We start from the raw sequence: 16,162 nt of genomic DNA on the forward strand, positions 1-16,162 counted from the left end.
TCTAAACTAACCTACGAAATCCCTAGCCTGATGCTTGTAATATACAGGCTGCCACATTTTCGCCTTCAGCCAACCGCTAGAATTAAACAATCTGTAAAAAATTGTCCGCAGAGAAACTGTCAAATTAGTAGAAAGAGTCAACATTTTCTCCTGACGAAGCTGCATATTCCGTATCGGACGCAAATCTTTTTCTCGAATTGCTTGAAACTCCTTCAAAACACTAGCCTTCACCGGAGAACCAGGATTTTCTGTCAAAGCTTTCGCCACAAATGGAGCCAACGTAACAGCGTCAAAAATAGCATGATTCACACCTTGACCAAGAATAGGAGATAAAGTATGTGCAGCATCTCCAATTAATACAAATCCTTCCCGATACCACTGCGGAACAACAGTCATGAAAATGTCTAAGATAGTCGTATCCGACCAACTTGTTATCGACTTCTTCGCACCCTCAGCTAAATCAGGTTCAATTTGAGCAATTTTCTCATGTAAATATTGAATTCCTTGCGCCTTAATTTTTTGTATTCCTCCCTTCGGAATATTAAAACCTACCCGCAATAAATTAGGATAACTGGGGATAACTACTGCATGACTATCGCGGTCAATCTTCACACGATAAGATAGTTTTTGTTTCCAATGTTCTGGAATGGGGACTTTAAACCACATAAAGTCTCTCTCCAACATCCGCTTAACATATTTGCACTTCGCCATGTCACGAGTTTTGCTATAACGTCCATCAGAACCCACTGTTAGGTGAGCATTAATTGTTAACTGATCATCTTCAGTTTTACACTTCACACCAACAATAGCTTCTCCATCCTCAATTAATTCCGTACAATTAGCACCACGCAAAATCGTGAATCCTTCGTATTGCGAAGCTTTCTGAATTAACGCCTCCAACATGACAGGTTGCGGCACATCAATAGGATATTTAAAATCATATTTGAAATCACTCAAATTGATATGTAAAACTCTCTGATTATTTTCAAACAACTCCAACTGACGAGTATAGAGAACATCATGTTCACCAAAACCCTCCATAATTCCCAGCTTATCAAGAATATAAACAGAATCCGGCGAAATTGATTCACCTCGAAAAGAGCGCGTATAAGCTTTTGCTTGCTCCAAGACAACAACATTCAGATTTCTTCTAACCAACTCCAAAGCCAAAGTCAAACCAGACGGTCCGCCGCCAACAATGCACACATCAGTATCAATCGTTCTCATGATAATTACTCTTTTGGTGAAATTTGCAATTAAATCCGTTTGTAACTTCTTCTTTCTACCTTTGCGCCTTTGCGTGAGATTTCCTCACCCAATTCATTCGCAAAACTTTTCCAGCGATTCTCTAATATCGCTCAAAATATCTGCCGCCATCGCACCATCAATTACCCGATGGTCAAAAGTCATACTCAAACGCATCACAGGAGCAATTTTAATTTCCTCCTTTTGTACAACAGCCTGCGATTGAATTTGTCCCAATCCAAAAGTGAGTGTAGTTCCTCCTACCGAAAAAAAGCTGTTAATTGATTTGTGGCCGAGTGAAGAAACCGAGAATGTACCCAGGCGGCTTCTCCGTCTTTTTAAATCGGCAAGAATCAAACCAAATATCAATTCTGCTAAGAACAAAGGAAGTTTTTGTAACTTTTTCAGAGCAGCGTATTCCTGAATATTATCAAAATCATTTAATTTGTAATAATCAATGGTGTTTTGAATTCCTTGTAAAGAAATTTGGTTAGCATGAGGAATTAAACCAGGAAGAACTACACGCTGCTCACCTATTTTTTTGTCCAAAGCAAACTTTGCGCTTACAGTATCAGACTGCGCTAACTTCGGTAATAATCCCCCTAAAAGACTGCTATTAGCTTCTGGATATTTAGAGAGAACTCGTGCAGCCGCATAGATAAAATAAGTGATGATGCTCAATTTAGTTTGTGCCAGTGTAGCCGAACCTTCTCGTAAATTGAGAATTTTCGTCATGTCTACATCTGTATCTATAAAAACAGGACTGCAAGCTCTGGCATAGTTTAAAAAAGCAAAGGTATGTTTCCGTTCATTGGGAAAAGGCAGAATGTTAATCATAAAGGTTGAATATTCTTGCTTACTGAATAGACTCGTAAATGTCTTTGATATTACGTGCTTGCAGCATAGATAAAACAGAGACTTTCTTACCTGTGCGGATTTCAATCGAAGTAATCAAACGCAATAGACCAAGAGAATCCCAGCCTCCTAATTGATCAAAAGGAGTATTAATATCTTGTTCGGCAATCGGTAATTCTAGTACGTCTTGAATGAGATAAACCAAATCTGTAACGTTATTCACGAGTAAAACTCCTGTAGTCAGAAGATAAATTGATATGCTTAACAGAAAGAGCAATATTGTCTGTCAATGAGCGAAGATAAAGTACTCTCTGAGGAGTTTCTTCAACAAGTTCAAAGCCTTGCTTTTTATAAAAATCATGGACTTTCTGATTTTTGGAAGATGGAATATACTCTGCGTAAACCTTTTCAATTTTTGCTTCTTTAGCCTGCTGTAAAATATGTTCTAGGCTAATTGTTTCAATCCCTCGTGAGAAAACCCGACAACTCAGTAGAAAATTATCTATGTAAAGTTCGCGTTCCTTGTCGATAGGTTGGCGAGTAAAGATACAGCCAACAATTCCATTGTCTCCAAACCGGTCTTGAGACTCAATTCCAATAATTGTGATAGATGAATCATCAAGAAGTTGATTAATTTCTCCCTCTTGATAGCGCTTAGTAGTCATATTGAACTGATTGGTGCGTAAAGTGAGTTGAGAAATTCGCACAATATCTGCTTGTTGGGGTGCGAACAACTTCACTTTCAGTTCCAGTTCATTCAAGTAATCATCTATGGAATCAAAATTTCCGAGAAATTCTTGGCGTTTAACCTCAGTTTTATATTTTTGAGTCCGGCTGTAATCTTCTTTGGTGATTTCAAGAGTATTGAACCAACCTCCTGTAAGCAAAGTTTTGGTGTAGCTTGCTGGGTCTTCTTCAAGTTCCAGCACCGTAACATTTGGCTGTTTGGAACGTACAAGATTGCGTTCAAATTCACTATCATCAACAAAGACAAAACTATCTAAACCCAAGTTCAGCGATTGAGAAATTTCTTTCAGGTTTTCATGTTTTGGAGACCAGTTGGCGCAGATGTTGACAAAATCATCTTCTCGTAAAACCATTTTAGGATGATTCTGCAAAACATCTTTAACTTTTTCTATGTCATTTTTACTATTAATGGCAAGAACTATACCTTGGTCTGCAAGTTGTTTGATAACAAGTTGAAATTGATGATATGCTTCTCCAACTAAGGTATCGCTAACTTCAATTCCTTCATTACCATCATCGCCAAGAATACCTTTCCAGAGAGTATTATCTAAGTCAAGAACCAAACATTTTCGGGTTTTTCCTTTGATAACTCGACTAATTTTACTAATCTCAAAAGCATAATTGGATAATAACGATTCCGTCATGTATATCTTGGCATATTGACTTAGACGGTCATCTGATAGTCCGGTAGCATTTGCTAAAAAAGGCTCAATATCTAGAACAATTAAACTTTTGAATTGATTAGATAACTTGAGGAGACTAGCGTTAAATTCTTTCCAGAGACTACTTAAATATGCTTTCGATTTGTAATCTAGAAGTTGGTTAGTTCGGTTGAGTGAGAGAGGAATTGTGTTTAAAATCAACAATCCTGAACTTGTATTAACATATTGATTTACAAGCTTTTCTAGATGTTGCAACTTCTCTTGTAAAATATGCTGAATATCTAATAATCGCCAGGGAGTCACTAATTCATTAAATATCAAATGTTCGTCAAGTAGACAAACTGTGATTTCTGGTTGGTGTTCATACAGCGCGCTATTAACATCAATAATTTCATAGACATATTGCCCATAGTCTGCAATATAAGTATTAGGGAATATATTGTCACGCAGGTGAAAGTAATTCAAAAAAGGTTGGATAGGATTGAGAACAAAATTACCAGTCAAAGCAATATTGACTTTTTTAACGTCAGGATATCTGGTTGCAATTTCCGAGTAGTCAAGATTTTTCAAAATCTGACCTACTTGTGCTATTTCTTCAGTTGTTTCTACATCCTTGAGAAGATGAGATACTCTAGAAAATTCAGCTTCTATTTGCTTTGAGCGTTTGAGTTCACGAATTTCTTGGATAACATTATTAATGGTATTTGAATTGATAGTAACCATGATTGATTCCTTACACTCTTGATAGTGCTAAACCACCTTTAATCCATTTGGATGATTCGACTGTAATGCAAAAAGCTCGTTGCCCTTGATGCATAATTGACTCCAAATTTTGCAGCTGAATGAAAGGTAAAGCATTAGCTACATTTCCGGTTTCTGTAACGCAATGTACTGCTTTCTCTACAGGAATATCCATGAACTCAACAATGCGTTTGCTCATATTTCCTGAAAGTTGAGGAGGCAATATAAAATCAATATCATGTAACTCCCATTCCACTGCATCCATGAGAGATTCCAATATTTCTTTCGCCAAAACCGGGACTGCCTTTTCTATAGCTTTATAGTCTTCTTTAACAGCTTGTGGAAGTTTTGTATCACCTGCTGGAGGTACAGCAAACCAATTGAGTATTTGACCTGGTTCTTTGTCTAAACCTGTTAGTTGGTTCAGCACGTATTCGATTGTAAAACCTGTTTTGTTCTCTTCGCTTGTCAAAACTGCTGCACCAGCACCATCACCAAACAAAACATAATTTACTAGTTCACCTGACGGCATATTATTAAAGTCACGGTTAAAATCTGCAAATCTAGAGCAAATATCACCGCCAATTACTAAACCAACTTTGTAGCTACCACTAAGTAAAAATTGCTGGGCGACATCTAAGCACTGAACTGCGCCACTGCATCCAGATTGTAGCTGATATGTTGGGACTAAGTTGATTCCTAGTTTTTCTGCAACCAAGTTCACTGTAGCAGGCATGAGAAAATCTGGAGTGCCTGTTGCCATAACTATAAATTCAATATCTTGGATTGAATAACCAGAATTTTGAATTGCCTCTTTAGCAGCATGAGCGCATATTTCTGCTAATGTATGGGTTGTTTCTTGGGTAACAAGGTCAACGGCAAAATACCGTCTTTTACTACCAATAAAGACCTCAATCCAATCTTTATTTATATTGAATATTTCTGCAAGTTGTTTGTTTTCAACTGGTTTACCTGGTAAAAAAGTGCCTAGCCCAGCGATAGTAACTGTGCATTTTGCGTCTGTCATAATCTACTCTAATTGGTGATAAAGTTGAAAGTCTGTTTTTTACTTTCTTATCTCATACATAGGTGCAGAGAAAGAAAAGAGAGCGAACTAAGTAAGATTGTGTTGCGATATGTAGAAATGTAAAGGATGTGAGATTTAGATACAAGGGAAAATCTTTCGCTAATTAGGGATGTATATAAGGTTTTAGAAGTTGGGAGTTGGGAATTAGGAGTTAGTTATCCTATTCTCCGTGTCCCCGCGTCTTTGCGTCCCCATGTCCCTTTACTCCCATTGCCAGCATTTAAGATGCCAATCACGTCCTTCTACAGCCAGGGCACCTACATAGCTCAAAGCAGGGATAAATGCTTGGAGAGACCAACGGATGACAGTGGAGCGATCGCCATTAATGCTGTAAAGTTGAACTGGCTCATTCTGTGATAACGAAACATCTAATTGATCCATCGGAAAAACTAGTCCCTGTCCAGTTGCTTTTAGATAAGCTTCTTTCCGAGTCCAACAGTTAAAAAATGCTCCTAATTTTTCATCCTGAGGCAGTTTACGAAAGACATCTTTTTCTCTATCGGAAAAACAACGTTCAGCAACTTGTTCAAAATCAGAAATAGGGCGCATATATTCAATATCCACACCAATTTCTCGTTGACGCGTAACGGCATACAAAACAAGTTCATGGGAGTGAGATAGATTAAAGCTCAATGTATTCCCACCAGATGTTTCTGCTAAAACTGGTTTACCGTGTGAGCCATAACAAAACTGCAATTGGCTGGCATTAGTGCCTAAGTAAGAGCCTAAAATTGTCCGAAGTAACCCGCGTCCAACAATGTAACGCTTTTTATCTCGCTCCAAATAAAAACGCTCAGATCGGGTACGTTCGTCTTGTGAAAGTAATTCTGCTAAGGTCTCAACACGAGATGTTGATTGATTAAGGAAAGTACACCAAACATGAACATCTTCGCCTAAGACTGACCAGTTTGTTGGTGGAGGACGCCACAGACAATCAACAGTATCAACAGCGATCATAAAAAGTAGCCCTGGTGGTTCTATAGGAATGTAGTTTCAGTCTTTGTCTCATACTGGTCTTAGTTCGCTGAAATAATTTAGCGGACACACTCAACTTCCTGGGCTAAATGTTGGGCTAACACTTGAACTGTAGGATACTCATACACCACCTCTATAGAAAGGCGACAACCAAGCCAAACTTCTATGGCATGTATCAGACGTAACGCTTCTAAAGAAGTTATGCCGTAGTATTCAAAAGGCAGATTAATGTTGATTTCGCTATGATTTACTAACAGCAGTTTAGAAAGATAGAAAACTAACCAGCCTTGAATAACTTCCTCTGTTTGAAATAGTTTATGAAAAGGCAATGCTTGACGATAAGCAGATCCAAGTTGCACTTGAGGATTTTTCTTGTATGAAAATTTTTCGCTACTCTTCGTATTACCAAAATTTTGTATCCACTCAAGTAGTGCATTATGATTATCTGTGAAAAATTGCATTAATTCAGTATTCCTGAAAGCATTGGTTGTAAATGTCATTTTTGTTTCTACTCCTTTCATAATTGAAAAATATCCTTTTAACTTTCAGATGTTATGGATAAAAAAACAATACAGTTGGAATGAATTGTTTTGTTTTATTAGTAATCTACCATCTAGATAGATTTAGATGTTTTAAACTAGCACCAAAATCCTTAATAGATACTTATGAGATAGATGCATTTCTCCATTCTTTTGGAGGACGCTTATGAATCTGGCGAAATAAGCGGATGAAATAACCTGCATCTAGATATCCAACTTTAGTAGCAATTTGATTGATGGATTCATCGCTATTGAGCAGCAAAGAGCGGGCTTGTGTCATCCGGCGCTCAACAATCCAATCGTGTACTGTTCGCTTAGTTTGACGCTTGACTAAATGTGTCAAGTAAGCATTAGAGTATCCTGCTGCTTGAGCAACATCAGAAAGGCTGATTTGTTGATGATAATTCTCTTCAATAAATTGGAAGACTCTACTAAGTTTAGAGCTAGTAGGATAAAAATTTGTAGTGTCGGTAGATTCTGATTCTTTAGGTGATTGCCGCTGATTAAGATACCACTGTTTAAGAATTTTTTGCTTTTCTAATCGAGCAGCGATCGCTCCTACTAATTCTTCTACTGAACAAGGTTTAGTCAGATAATCATCTGCACCTAAATTCATGCCTTTACGTAGTTCGGCTTTGCTAAGTTTAACAGTCAGAAAAATAAAAGGAATAATCGCTGTCACAGGATTTTGGCGTAGTCTACTCAGAACACCATAACCATCAAGTTCTGGCATCGAAACATTGCAAAGTACTAAATCCGGTGAATATTCCTCTGCACGCTGGACACCAACCATGCCATTCTCTGCACCAATAGTATCAAAACCTTTAGATTTTAGAGAATTGACAAAAAGGTTGCGGGTTTGTGTCTCATCTTCAATCACTAATATATTGTTCATCATTTCTCCTGCTAATGATTTACTAAGATACTTTTCAGTAGTTAGTTGTAAACAAAGCGAATACATCTAGCATCTCTCAATCTTTTTTCAAAAGAGCGATGACGAAGCGTGTAAAAGCTTATCTGCTACAGCAGCTACATTCATTCGCAAACCTTGTTATTTATAGATTGCCAGCTCTTAAAGATTTACACCAGTAAATATCTAAAATTTAAGGATCAACTTAATGATTAACTGTTTTTCTACTAGTTGAAGCTGATTAGATATCCAAATGGCTTAACTTTTAAAGAATGTTAGCCAATAACTTAGCGATCGCAACTTGACTTAAAGAAGAATTCAGAATCGATTATGGGGATTCTCATTTGAACGAGTTAGACATTAGGGGCGCACAGTTGTGCGCCCCTAGAAGGATTTTGTTTATTTGAAAATTACTATAACTAAAAACCTTTATTCTATAGAACCGCCCATCTCTACCCACTCTGTTATGAGTGCATATAAAACCGATCGCATCGTTACTTGTTTCTGCTTACAGAGAACTTTGAACTGATACTTTAGATTTTTTGGGACGTACCCTTTAATCTCTTCTAATTCTTCTATAACCAAGTTATTAGTTATTTCAGGAATTGGTGCGCCTATTTGTATCCATTGGTGAATTAAAGTTTCTAATATTTCACTCATCTCTACGTTTTTCTGCACGCAGAAAACTTTGAATTGAATTTTTAGTTGTTTTGGTATATTGCCCTTAACTACTGTAAATTCTTCCATTTCGTCTCGAAGCACTATCATACAAATTTATAATTTTAATCCCATTTTTATCTAAAAAATGAAAACTGAGGTTTACTTTTTTTCTTAAAAATATTATATAGTCTGATATTATATTTAAAATATTTTTTCAGTGAATATTAGTATATATTTTGAAAATTTTAAATTAAACATTTTTCTTGAAAGCACTGCTTGATTTACTGCTTTTCCACCCAGAAAATCCTTAGACAAAGAACTATATATGTTGAAGAGTAACTAACATTTGAGTAGGTACGTCAAAGGAATAAGTCATCTTGTCCAGAAAAAATTAATTTATCTAATTATTTTAGAACATTGGAAAAGATTCACAATTATGCAAATTTTAATCGGTCATTCAAGGAGACAATTGTAGAAGAGGGTAAACATAGAGATTTAAACAGGCAGTAGACTCTATGAACTGGTGAGAAATCCGGGAGATGTATCTAGTACAGCACGGTGTAAATAAACCACCCATTCTAAATCAACGAAATGCTTACGGCGTATTAATTTTGTTAGCGAGTCCGCGAGCGTCATTTTGAATTCCGCCTTACGGTACTAGGCATCAAGCCAAGTTACGTGCTTCCGTTTTTACGGAATCAAAATAGGGATTTACAATTTAGATGCATTCTCGTGGTGCTGGGCGAGGTAACATGAAGCACGAAAACGCAACTCAATCAACTGGTTGTACAGCGGGTTGAGCTTACACAAAGGTGGAATGTACATAATCAGATAGCCAAATAAGTTGATGTTGCGTTCAAATGGACAAGTAGATGGAATGACTCGGCATAACAATTGCGCCAATGCAGTATTATGAATTTCGATAGTATCTAGCTTTTGTTGTACTATTTGTAGTATATCCAATTTGTGTACATTCATAGTGAGTTCCCTCAAATTACAGAGTTCACATCATCCCTGAGCAGTTCCGGTTACCACAGGGGATGCAAGAAGAGATATATAGATATCAAGTCTGCGATCGCTCTTGCTCTGCTAAACTTTACTCAAACCTGATTACTTGTCAGTTTGCCAATTCTCAAAAATTTTAACCAGTCAATATCTATAAGTTAAGCAGCAATTTAAAGGTGGATCGGATGTCATTGGTCATTGGTCATTTGCTATTGGTCATTTGTCATTCGTCATTCAGCAATACCCCATGCCCCAAATAAATTCCTATTTTTCCGAAATATTTTCCATTGATATTGGGTTAAGCATAGTTTAACATCAGAATAAATAATTGCTCTTCTTAGCCTGTCATCTCATGTTTTTGTATCGCTAAATCTCACTTTAAATAACCTTATCTTCAATGCCAGCAAGGTTTTTAGAGATTAAAATAACTTATTTTAAGGTAGTGTAGCTTGCAATTATCTCCACTTTTTTTGCAGGATTACCTTAAGTTGCTGTTTAAGTTAGTGATTTTTAATCGACAAAATTTCGTTAAGTAGCGAAACTGAATTTTAGCAAAACGAAAGTTCTCCTGAGTTCCAAGTTCTGAGTAATCAGTAGGGATACTCAATTATTTACTCACAACTGTACACTCATGACTTTTACTGCTTTGAAGCCTTTTGCTTTGGAGTTTCATACAATTCATAAAAAAAGGTACTTTATGTTAAAATTTGTTAATTTAAGTAATATTTGGTATCTTTACTAGTGGTTATCGATTAGCTTATGTAAGTAAATACCTCAGCTATATTAATCAAAACTGTGCTATTTTATGGATGTATAACTTTTCATTTTTGTCCTTAATGTTAAGGTAACTAATTCTTAACCTTGAAGGAAACATTTTTGTAAATTTAGCTTGAGTTAGATAAAATACATTGAGTAGCAAATTATAATGAGCGAAGAAACTTTTTTGTCAATTGTTCGTGTATAATCTAACCAAGCTGATGGATAATTACATAGTCTTTTAACAAGACAAAACTAAGCTTTTACCTCTACAATTTACTCTTTTTAGAGTTTTCAGTTTCTACATCAAGACTCGATCTTAGGAAAATCGTCTAACCGACTGTTGGCAACTTTAAAATTTCATGTGAGTATACTTTTAAAGTTGCAATCTAAAACTATGAGTGGCTGATTAAGGTTTTCGGATGGATGTTAAATAAAAAAAGACCTAAGCACTTTTTAATTTTCTCTATAAAAGGACTTGAGTCCTTTTTGCCAAATCAGATTCAGTTGATTAATCTATATAAAGTAATAAATAAAACATTTTCTGGAGTGAAAATCCCTATAAAATGATGACGTAAAGCATACGATTCAACCAGTTGCAAGCATTATTAATCCATTCTTTTGCAGACACTATGACTAGGTCAAATTCATGTTCAGATTTATCCTTAAGTTAATGTAGACACCAAAATATACCCAGTATTATGAGTTCAACACATTGTCCTGTAAATCCTCCCACACATCAATATTTGGAGCAAAATATGTTGGTATTATCAGAGGCAACTACACAATTAAAGTATCCATCGAAGGCTTTCGTTTCTTTCCCGGAAAGTAACTCATTGATTGCAGACATCCAAGCAAGTACGTCGTTGGATACATTTGCTTTCAATAATCAAGACTCAGAGTCGATTTCAGTTGCTTCTGCAATTGTGAAAATGCTAGAAGACTTGGGAGTGGAATATGCGTTTGGTGTTTCCGGAGGTGCGATCGCTCCTGTATGGTACAAACTACAACATAGTTCAATTAAGTTACTGCACTTTCGTCACGAAGCCGGAGCAGCCTTTGCAGCCACCGAAGCCTATTTTGCGAGTGGTCGCCCGGTTGTAGTGTTTACGACATCAGGGCCGGGGATCACCAATGCCCTGACTGGATTATTAGCTGCACGCTGGGAAGATGCCAAAGTAATTTTTCTGTCGGCTTCTACCTCTGCACCACAGCGAGGACGTTGGGCACTTCAAGAAACCAGCACCTACACCATGCCCAGTGCCGGACTTTTTACCTCGGATTCCCTCTTCCATTACGCAACTACTCTCGAATGTAGTGAGGAACTTCCAGAAGTCTATCGAAGGCTAGCCAAAGGTTTAGCCCGACCCGATGGCTTTGTAGCACACTTGAGTATCCCCACTAACATCCAAACCAATTCAGTCGAGAAATCTTTGCCACCAGTCACACTCTCTTTTGCTGCACCAACAGCCAGTGACGAAGCCATCTCAGAATGTGGACACTTACTTTCGGAAGGGCCATTTGCCATCTGGGTTGGCTTTGGTGCGCGGTTTGCAGCGGCTGAGATTCGCCAGCTAGCTGAGAGGACAGGGGCAGGGGTGATGTGTTCACCACGTGGGAAAGGTATTTTTCCAGAGGATCATCCTCAATTTGTGGGGATCACGGGTTTTGCTGGACATGAATCAGTTCTGAGATATATGCAAGAACACCGTCCTCTAAGGACATTAGTACTCGGAACACGTCTTGGTGAATTTACCTCATTTTGGAACCCCGCGATGATCCCTTTGCGGGGATTTTTGCATGTTGACATCAATCCAGATGTGCCAGGAACCGCTTACCCATCTAGCGAGACGATCGCTATTCAGTCTGACGTGAAAATGTTTGTCAAAGCCTTACTCAAGCGCTTTCCGAAGCGGCAAAATCGGGCAAAAAAACAGTCTTTGCCTAGACCTGAAAGGAGTGTAATCAATGCCAGCACAAATAGTCCGGTGCGGCCTGAAGTACTGATGAATCTCATGCAACGAGTGATTGTTGAAGGTAGCGATGCCATCGTCATGGCTGAAGGAGGCAATTCATTTGCTTGGGCAATTAACCTACTGCGATTTAGCAAACCGGGACGTTTCCGGGTCAGCACTGGATTTGGGGCTATGGGTCACTTCGTTACTAGCGTTGTGGGTGCAGCTTTAACACATCAAGGTAAAGCGATCGCGATCGTTGGAGATGGTGCCATGCTGATGAACAATGAAGTCAGCACAGCCGTGAGGTATCAGATACCTGCGGTTTGGATTGTCCTCAATGATGCACGCTACAACATGTGCGAACAAGGTTCCCAAATGCAGGGTTACGAGAGCATGGATGTAGAAATACCACAGACAGATTTCGTCATGCTTGCCCGCAGCATGGGAGCCGACGGCATCCGTGTTGAAAAAGAGTCTGATATCCAAGCAGCATTAGAGATAGCAATGGCTTCTACTAGTCCATTCGTTATTGATGTACTTATCGACCATACTAGATTGGCACCGATTGGAACTCGTATTTTTAGTTTGATGTCACAAGGCGCTAAAAATTAGAGCATTGCATACTTGCAGAATGACTTGAGATTTGTGACTAGGACTTACGCCAAATATCTTTCCAACTCTCATTTCTTCGTGTCCTCTGCGCCTCTGCGGTAGCCTGCGGCAAGCCACTTCTCTACGAGACGCTACGCGAACGTGTTTACGTTATTCCATATAATCAGCAACCCCAAAATTCAAGGAGATATCATAGTGAATTACCCAGTAGGCATTAGATCGCTAGCATTGAGCTTGCCAAGCATCAAGCGTACAAACGATTACTATACAAATAAGTATCCCGAAGCGATCGCTCAGTCCGAGCAAAAAAGTTTAGCAAGATTGTTTTCCCTTGCTGGCTCTACCCCCAGCAACGAGTTTGACTCAGAAATGTTGCCCTATATCAAAGACCCTTTTCGCGGCACTGTCCACCGATGGGTACTAGCACCAGATGAATCCTCACTCATGCTGCAAGAGCGTGCAGCTCGTGAAGCTCTGGACGCAGCAAAACTGACTCTCAAAGAAATCGATCTCATGCTCGTCGCCTCAGTTTGGCCTGAACAAATTGGATTTGGCGATGCTGCTTTTCTCGCTGGTAAACTTGGCTTAGAAGGTGCTGCGTGGAATCTTGATGCAGCCTGTGGCGTAACCCCAGTTGCACTACAAACTGCCTTTGCCTTAGTCCGAGCCGGAGAGTATCGCAATGTACTAGTGGTCATTTCATGTGCATACTCTCGTTTTTTCGATGAAGACGATACCCTGTCATGGTTCATGAGTGATGGTGCTGGAGCTTGCGTAGTCAGTTCACTCGCACCAAATCAAGGCATCCTTGGCACAAAGACCATTCATACTGCTGCTTTATGTAATAGCTTTTTTGCCAAACTCACCGAGGATGACCAGGGTAATCCACACATACACATGCGGATGGGCAAAGGCGCAAATAAAGCCATCCGCGAAACGGCTGTAGGGCAACTGCGTACTTGTTGTGAAGGCGCACTGGCGGCAGCCAATGTCAAACTTGAGGAAATTGACTTTTTTATTTTCAATACATCCACTGCTTGGTCAGCAAGCTTCTGCACACGCGTACTAGGCATTGACCCAGAGCGGACAATCAATCTTTACTCTGAGTATGCAAACATTGGTCCAGTAATCACCATAGCCAATCTGTACTATGCTGCACAACTGGGCAAGATTCACGAAAATGACTTAGTTCTTATTTATGGTTTGGGTGCAGCAGGTGCCGCCTCTGCAAGTGTCATGCGTTGGGGCGATGTAGCATTAGGTTCTGTTCCAAATCTCCACCAACCTGAAATAATACTGAAAAGTTCCTTAGATCGTAGCTTAGTTGTTTGCTAAATATAGGACTCATATTTGATTGCGTAAGAAATCCGGTTTACACCTAACGCAAAAGGCAAGAAGCAATTAATACTTTTCCTATTCCCTATTCCTCATTCCCTTATGAAAAAACAATTTTTGGCGACAGGTTTCTTTTTGTTGTCTTTGATGTTTCCACTCAAAGCTTCGGCACAAAATTATGACGATATTTATGTCTTTGGTGACAGCTTATCGGATACGGGTAATGTATTTAATTTCACAAATGGAGCTATTCCCCCAAACCCGACCTACTTTAATGGACGTTTTTCCAATGGCCCAATTTGGGTGGAATATCTCGCCTCTGAGTTAGGGTTAACTTTCAATCCGAACAACAACTTCGCCTTCGGTGGTGCAACTACAGGAACCGATAATTTAGGACTAAGTTTCCTACCAGGATTAAAACAAGAAATTAATGATTTTACAACAACAAATAACTCTGCTAATCCGAACGCGCTTTATATCATTTGGGCTGGTACTAATGATTATTTGGAGTACTTTTATGGTAATACTCCTAACCCAACAGAATCTGTCAGCAATTTATCCTCAGCAATAACCTCCCTGGCTGGTGTGGGCGCTGAAAATATTTTGGTAGTTAATTTACCAGATTTAGGAAAGTTTCCAGTTACAGGTGACAATAGTCAAACAGCAAGCGCACTAAGCACTTTCACAAATGTACATAACTCTGATTTAACGAAGACTATTAATTTGTTAAACCAGGAACTAAGTCCTGAGACTAATATTATTCCTCTCGATGTTAATTCTTTATATAATCGCATCATTGCTACTCCCGAAGAATTCGGTTTTACAAATGTCACCGACTCTTGCATCGGAGATTTATCGGTCGTGCCCATTGAGGTTCTGGTGAAGCCAGTTGTATGTAATCCAGACCAGTTTTTATTCTGGGATGAAGTGCATCCAACAACTGCTACTCATCAGCTAATTGGAGAATTAGCATTTTTAGCATTGAAGTCGGCCTCTGTCCCTGAATCTTCTAATGTGTTAGGAGTATTGATATTTGCTGCTTTATGTGTGATTTCGCTACGAAAACGTCATAGCTATTAGTCAGTGCAAAACAAACTAATCAAAAACAAAGGAGTATGCGCATGAGTAGCCAATTGTATGGAAAAGTTGCCTTGGTGACTGGCGCTTCATCAGGTATAGGTAAAGCTACGGCGATCGCATTTGCCCGCGCTGGAGCCAAAGTTGTGGCTGCTAGCCGCCGCACCACCGAGGGAGAAGAAACCGCGCACTACATCCAAGAAATTGGAGGAGAAGCTATTTTCATCAAAACTGATGTGTCAAAGGCTGCTGATGTAGAGACACTAATTGAGAAAACCATAGATATTTATGGTCGTTTAGACTGTGCTTGCAACAATGCCGGACTTGGGGGTGCAGCCAGCCCGATCGCGGATATGTCGGAAAAAGACTGGGATCAACTGGTTGACGTAAATTTGAAAGGAACCTGGCTTTGTTTGAAGTACCAAATCAGGGCAATGCTCAAACAGGGAAGTGGGGCGATCGTCAATATCGCTTCCGCCGCTGGTGTGGTCGGTTTCCCTGGTTTTACTGGCTACTGTGCTACTAAAGGTGGGGTCATCGCTTTAAGCAGAGCCGCAGCTATGGAGTATGCCAAAGCAGGTATCCGGATTAATGTTGTCAGTCCTGGTGCGATCGCCACTGATATGCTAGCTACGTTACCTACAGATGTACTTGCTCAACTCACAGCAATGCATCCCATCGGACGCATTGCCAAGCCTGAAGAGGTGGCTGAAAGTGTAGTCTGGTTATGTTCGGATGGTTCTTCATTTCTCGTCGGGCACAACATGATGGTTGATGGAGGATATACCGCTCAGTAAAGCACCGCAACCCACTTCTGGACAGAGCTTTCAGTGCTAGCATTTCCCAGGTGCGATCGCTATTTTCCCTCGCAAACACTAAGGGATCTGCGGGTTAATAGTATCCCAACCAGACGGGTTTCGACACTTCGACTGCGCTCAGTACATCGCTGCGCTCAACCCTCAGCCATCGAGAGTTGAGCGCAGTCGAAACTCGGTTTA

The 16,162-nt window shown here is 39.4% G+C and carries 15 protein-coding genes; 4 read left to right on the forward strand and 11 right to left on the reverse strand.

Annotated features, from left to right (window positions below):
• Positions 1-6 precede the first annotated feature (6 nt).
• The 11 genes from NPUN_RS10490 to NPUN_RS10535 all read right to left on the reverse strand — a co-directional run bounded on the left by NPUN_RS10490 (position 7) and on the right by NPUN_RS10535 (position 9,399).
• Complete coding sequence (locus NPUN_RS10490) at positions 7-1,227, reverse strand: FAD-dependent oxidoreductase (protein WP_012408708.1); 1,221 nt, start codon at positions 1,225-1,227, stop codon at positions 7-9.
• Between the two features lie 93 nt (positions 1,228-1,320).
• Positions 1,321-2,082, reverse strand: a complete 762-nt coding sequence (locus NPUN_RS10495; protein WP_012408709.1) for a 2-oxo acid dehydrogenase subunit E2 — start codon at positions 2,080-2,082, stop codon at positions 1,321-1,323.
• A 19-nt stretch (positions 2,083-2,101) separates the two neighbouring features.
• Positions 2,102-2,323: an acyl carrier protein gene (locus NPUN_RS10500; protein WP_012408710.1), complete on the reverse strand. Its 222-nt coding sequence runs from the start codon at positions 2,321-2,323 to the stop codon at positions 2,102-2,104.
• On the reverse strand, positions 2,316-4,232 hold the full coding sequence (locus NPUN_RS10505) for an HAD-IIIC family phosphatase (RefSeq protein WP_012408711.1): 1,917 nt from the start codon (positions 4,230-4,232) through the stop codon (positions 2,316-2,318). Before NPUN_RS10505 ends, NPUN_RS10500 begins: the two co-directional genes overlap by 8 nt.
• Positions 4,233-4,242: 10 nt before the next feature.
• Positions 4,243-5,277 (reverse strand): 3-oxoacyl-ACP synthase III family protein, encoded by a 1,035-nt coding sequence (locus tag NPUN_RS10510; RefSeq protein WP_012408712.1) that lies wholly within the window; start codon positions 5,275-5,277, stop codon positions 4,243-4,245.
• Between the two features lie 261 nt (positions 5,278-5,538).
• A complete protein-coding gene (locus NPUN_RS10515) occupies positions 5,539-6,294 on the reverse strand; it encodes a 4'-phosphopantetheinyl transferase family protein (RefSeq protein WP_012408713.1) in 756 nt (251 codons plus the stop codon).
• Between the two features lie 77 nt (positions 6,295-6,371).
• Positions 6,372-6,812, reverse strand: a complete 441-nt coding sequence (locus NPUN_RS37470) for an acyl carrier protein (RefSeq protein ID WP_012408714.1) — start codon at positions 6,810-6,812, stop codon at positions 6,372-6,374.
• A gap of 163 nt (positions 6,813-6,975) precedes the next feature.
• Positions 6,976-7,749, reverse strand: coding sequence for a response regulator transcription factor (locus tag NPUN_RS10525; protein WP_234711071.1), 774 nt, complete (start codon positions 7,747-7,749; stop codon positions 6,976-6,978).
• Positions 7,750-8,190: 441 nt separating this feature from the next.
• Positions 8,191-8,529: a hypothetical protein gene (locus NPUN_RS10530; RefSeq protein ID WP_012408716.1), complete on the reverse strand. Its 339-nt coding sequence runs from the start codon at positions 8,527-8,529 to the stop codon at positions 8,191-8,193.
• Between the two features lie 405 nt (positions 8,530-8,934).
• On the reverse strand, positions 8,935-9,057 hold the full coding sequence (locus NPUN_RS44060; protein ID WP_272913960.1) for a hypothetical protein: 123 nt from the start codon (positions 9,055-9,057) through the stop codon (positions 8,935-8,937).
• Between the two features lie 75 nt (positions 9,058-9,132).
• Positions 9,133-9,399, reverse strand: a complete 267-nt coding sequence (locus tag NPUN_RS10535) for a Mo-dependent nitrogenase C-terminal domain-containing protein (RefSeq protein ID WP_012408717.1) — start codon at positions 9,397-9,399, stop codon at positions 9,133-9,135.
• 1,541 nt (positions 9,400-10,940) lie between these two features.
• Between NPUN_RS10535 and NPUN_RS10540 the strand changes: the two genes are divergently transcribed.
• The 4 genes from NPUN_RS10540 to NPUN_RS10555 all read left to right on the forward strand — a co-directional run bounded on the left by NPUN_RS10540 (position 10,941) and on the right by NPUN_RS10555 (position 15,961).
• Positions 10,941-12,752: a ScyA-related TPP-binding enzyme gene (locus tag NPUN_RS10540; protein ID WP_012408718.1), complete on the forward strand. Its 1,812-nt coding sequence runs from the start codon at positions 10,941-10,943 to the stop codon at positions 12,750-12,752.
• 195 nt (positions 12,753-12,947) lie between these two features.
• Positions 12,948-14,087 (forward strand): 3-oxoacyl-ACP synthase III family protein, encoded by a 1,140-nt coding sequence (locus NPUN_RS10545; protein WP_012408719.1) that lies wholly within the window; start codon positions 12,948-12,950, stop codon positions 14,085-14,087.
• Positions 14,088-14,189: 102 nt separating this feature from the next.
• Positions 14,190-15,167: an SGNH/GDSL hydrolase family protein gene (locus NPUN_RS10550; protein WP_012408720.1), complete on the forward strand. Its 978-nt coding sequence runs from the start codon at positions 14,190-14,192 to the stop codon at positions 15,165-15,167.
• A gap of 41 nt (positions 15,168-15,208) precedes the next feature.
• On the forward strand, positions 15,209-15,961 hold the full coding sequence (locus tag NPUN_RS10555) for an SDR family oxidoreductase (protein ID WP_012408721.1): 753 nt from the start codon (positions 15,209-15,211) through the stop codon (positions 15,959-15,961).
• The last annotated feature ends 201 nt before the right edge of the window (positions 15,962-16,162 follow it).

Origin of the sequence: Nostoc punctiforme PCC 73102, from assembly GCF_000020025.1 — a bacterium.
GTDB lineage: Bacteria > Cyanobacteriota > Cyanobacteriia > Cyanobacteriales > Nostocaceae > Nostoc > Nostoc punctiforme.

Coding starts and splice junctions, on each gene's coding strand:
- NPUN_RS10490 (WP_012408708.1), bottom strand. CDS start 1,227: ATGAGAACGATTGATACTGATGTGTGCATTGTTGGCGGCGGACCGTCT.
- NPUN_RS10495 (WP_012408709.1), bottom strand. CDS start 2,082: ATGATTAACATTCTGCCTTTTCCCAATGAACGGAAACATACCTTTGCT.
- NPUN_RS10505 (WP_012408711.1), bottom strand. CDS start 4,232: ATGGTTACTATCAATTCAAATACCATTAATAATGTTATCCAAGAAATT.
- NPUN_RS10510 (WP_012408712.1), bottom strand. CDS start 5,277: ATGACAGACGCAAAATGCACAGTTACTATCGCTGGGCTAGGCACTTTT.
- NPUN_RS10515 (WP_012408713.1), bottom strand. CDS start 6,294: ATGATCGCTGTTGATACTGTTGATTGTCTGTGGCGTCCTCCACCAACA.
- NPUN_RS37470 (WP_012408714.1), bottom strand. CDS start 6,812: ATGACATTTACAACCAATGCTTTCAGGAATACTGAATTAATGCAATTT.
- NPUN_RS10525 (WP_234711071.1), bottom strand. CDS start 7,749: ATGATGAACAATATATTAGTGATTGAAGATGAGACACAAACCCGCAAC.
- NPUN_RS10530 (WP_012408716.1), bottom strand. CDS start 8,529: ATGATAGTGCTTCGAGACGAAATGGAAGAATTTACAGTAGTTAAGGGC.
- NPUN_RS44060 (WP_272913960.1), bottom strand. CDS start 9,057: ATGACGCTCGCGGACTCGCTAACAAAATTAATACGCCGTAAGCATTTC.
- NPUN_RS10535 (WP_012408717.1), bottom strand. CDS start 9,399: ATGAATGTACACAAATTGGATATACTACAAATAGTACAACAAAAGCTA.
- NPUN_RS10540 (WP_012408718.1), top strand. CDS start 10,941: ATGTTGGTATTATCAGAGGCAACTACACAATTAAAGTATCCATCGAAG.
- NPUN_RS10550 (WP_012408720.1), top strand. CDS start 14,190: ATGAAAAAACAATTTTTGGCGACAGGTTTCTTTTTGTTGTCTTTGATG.
- NPUN_RS10555 (WP_012408721.1), top strand. CDS start 15,209: ATGAGTAGCCAATTGTATGGAAAAGTTGCCTTGGTGACTGGCGCTTCA.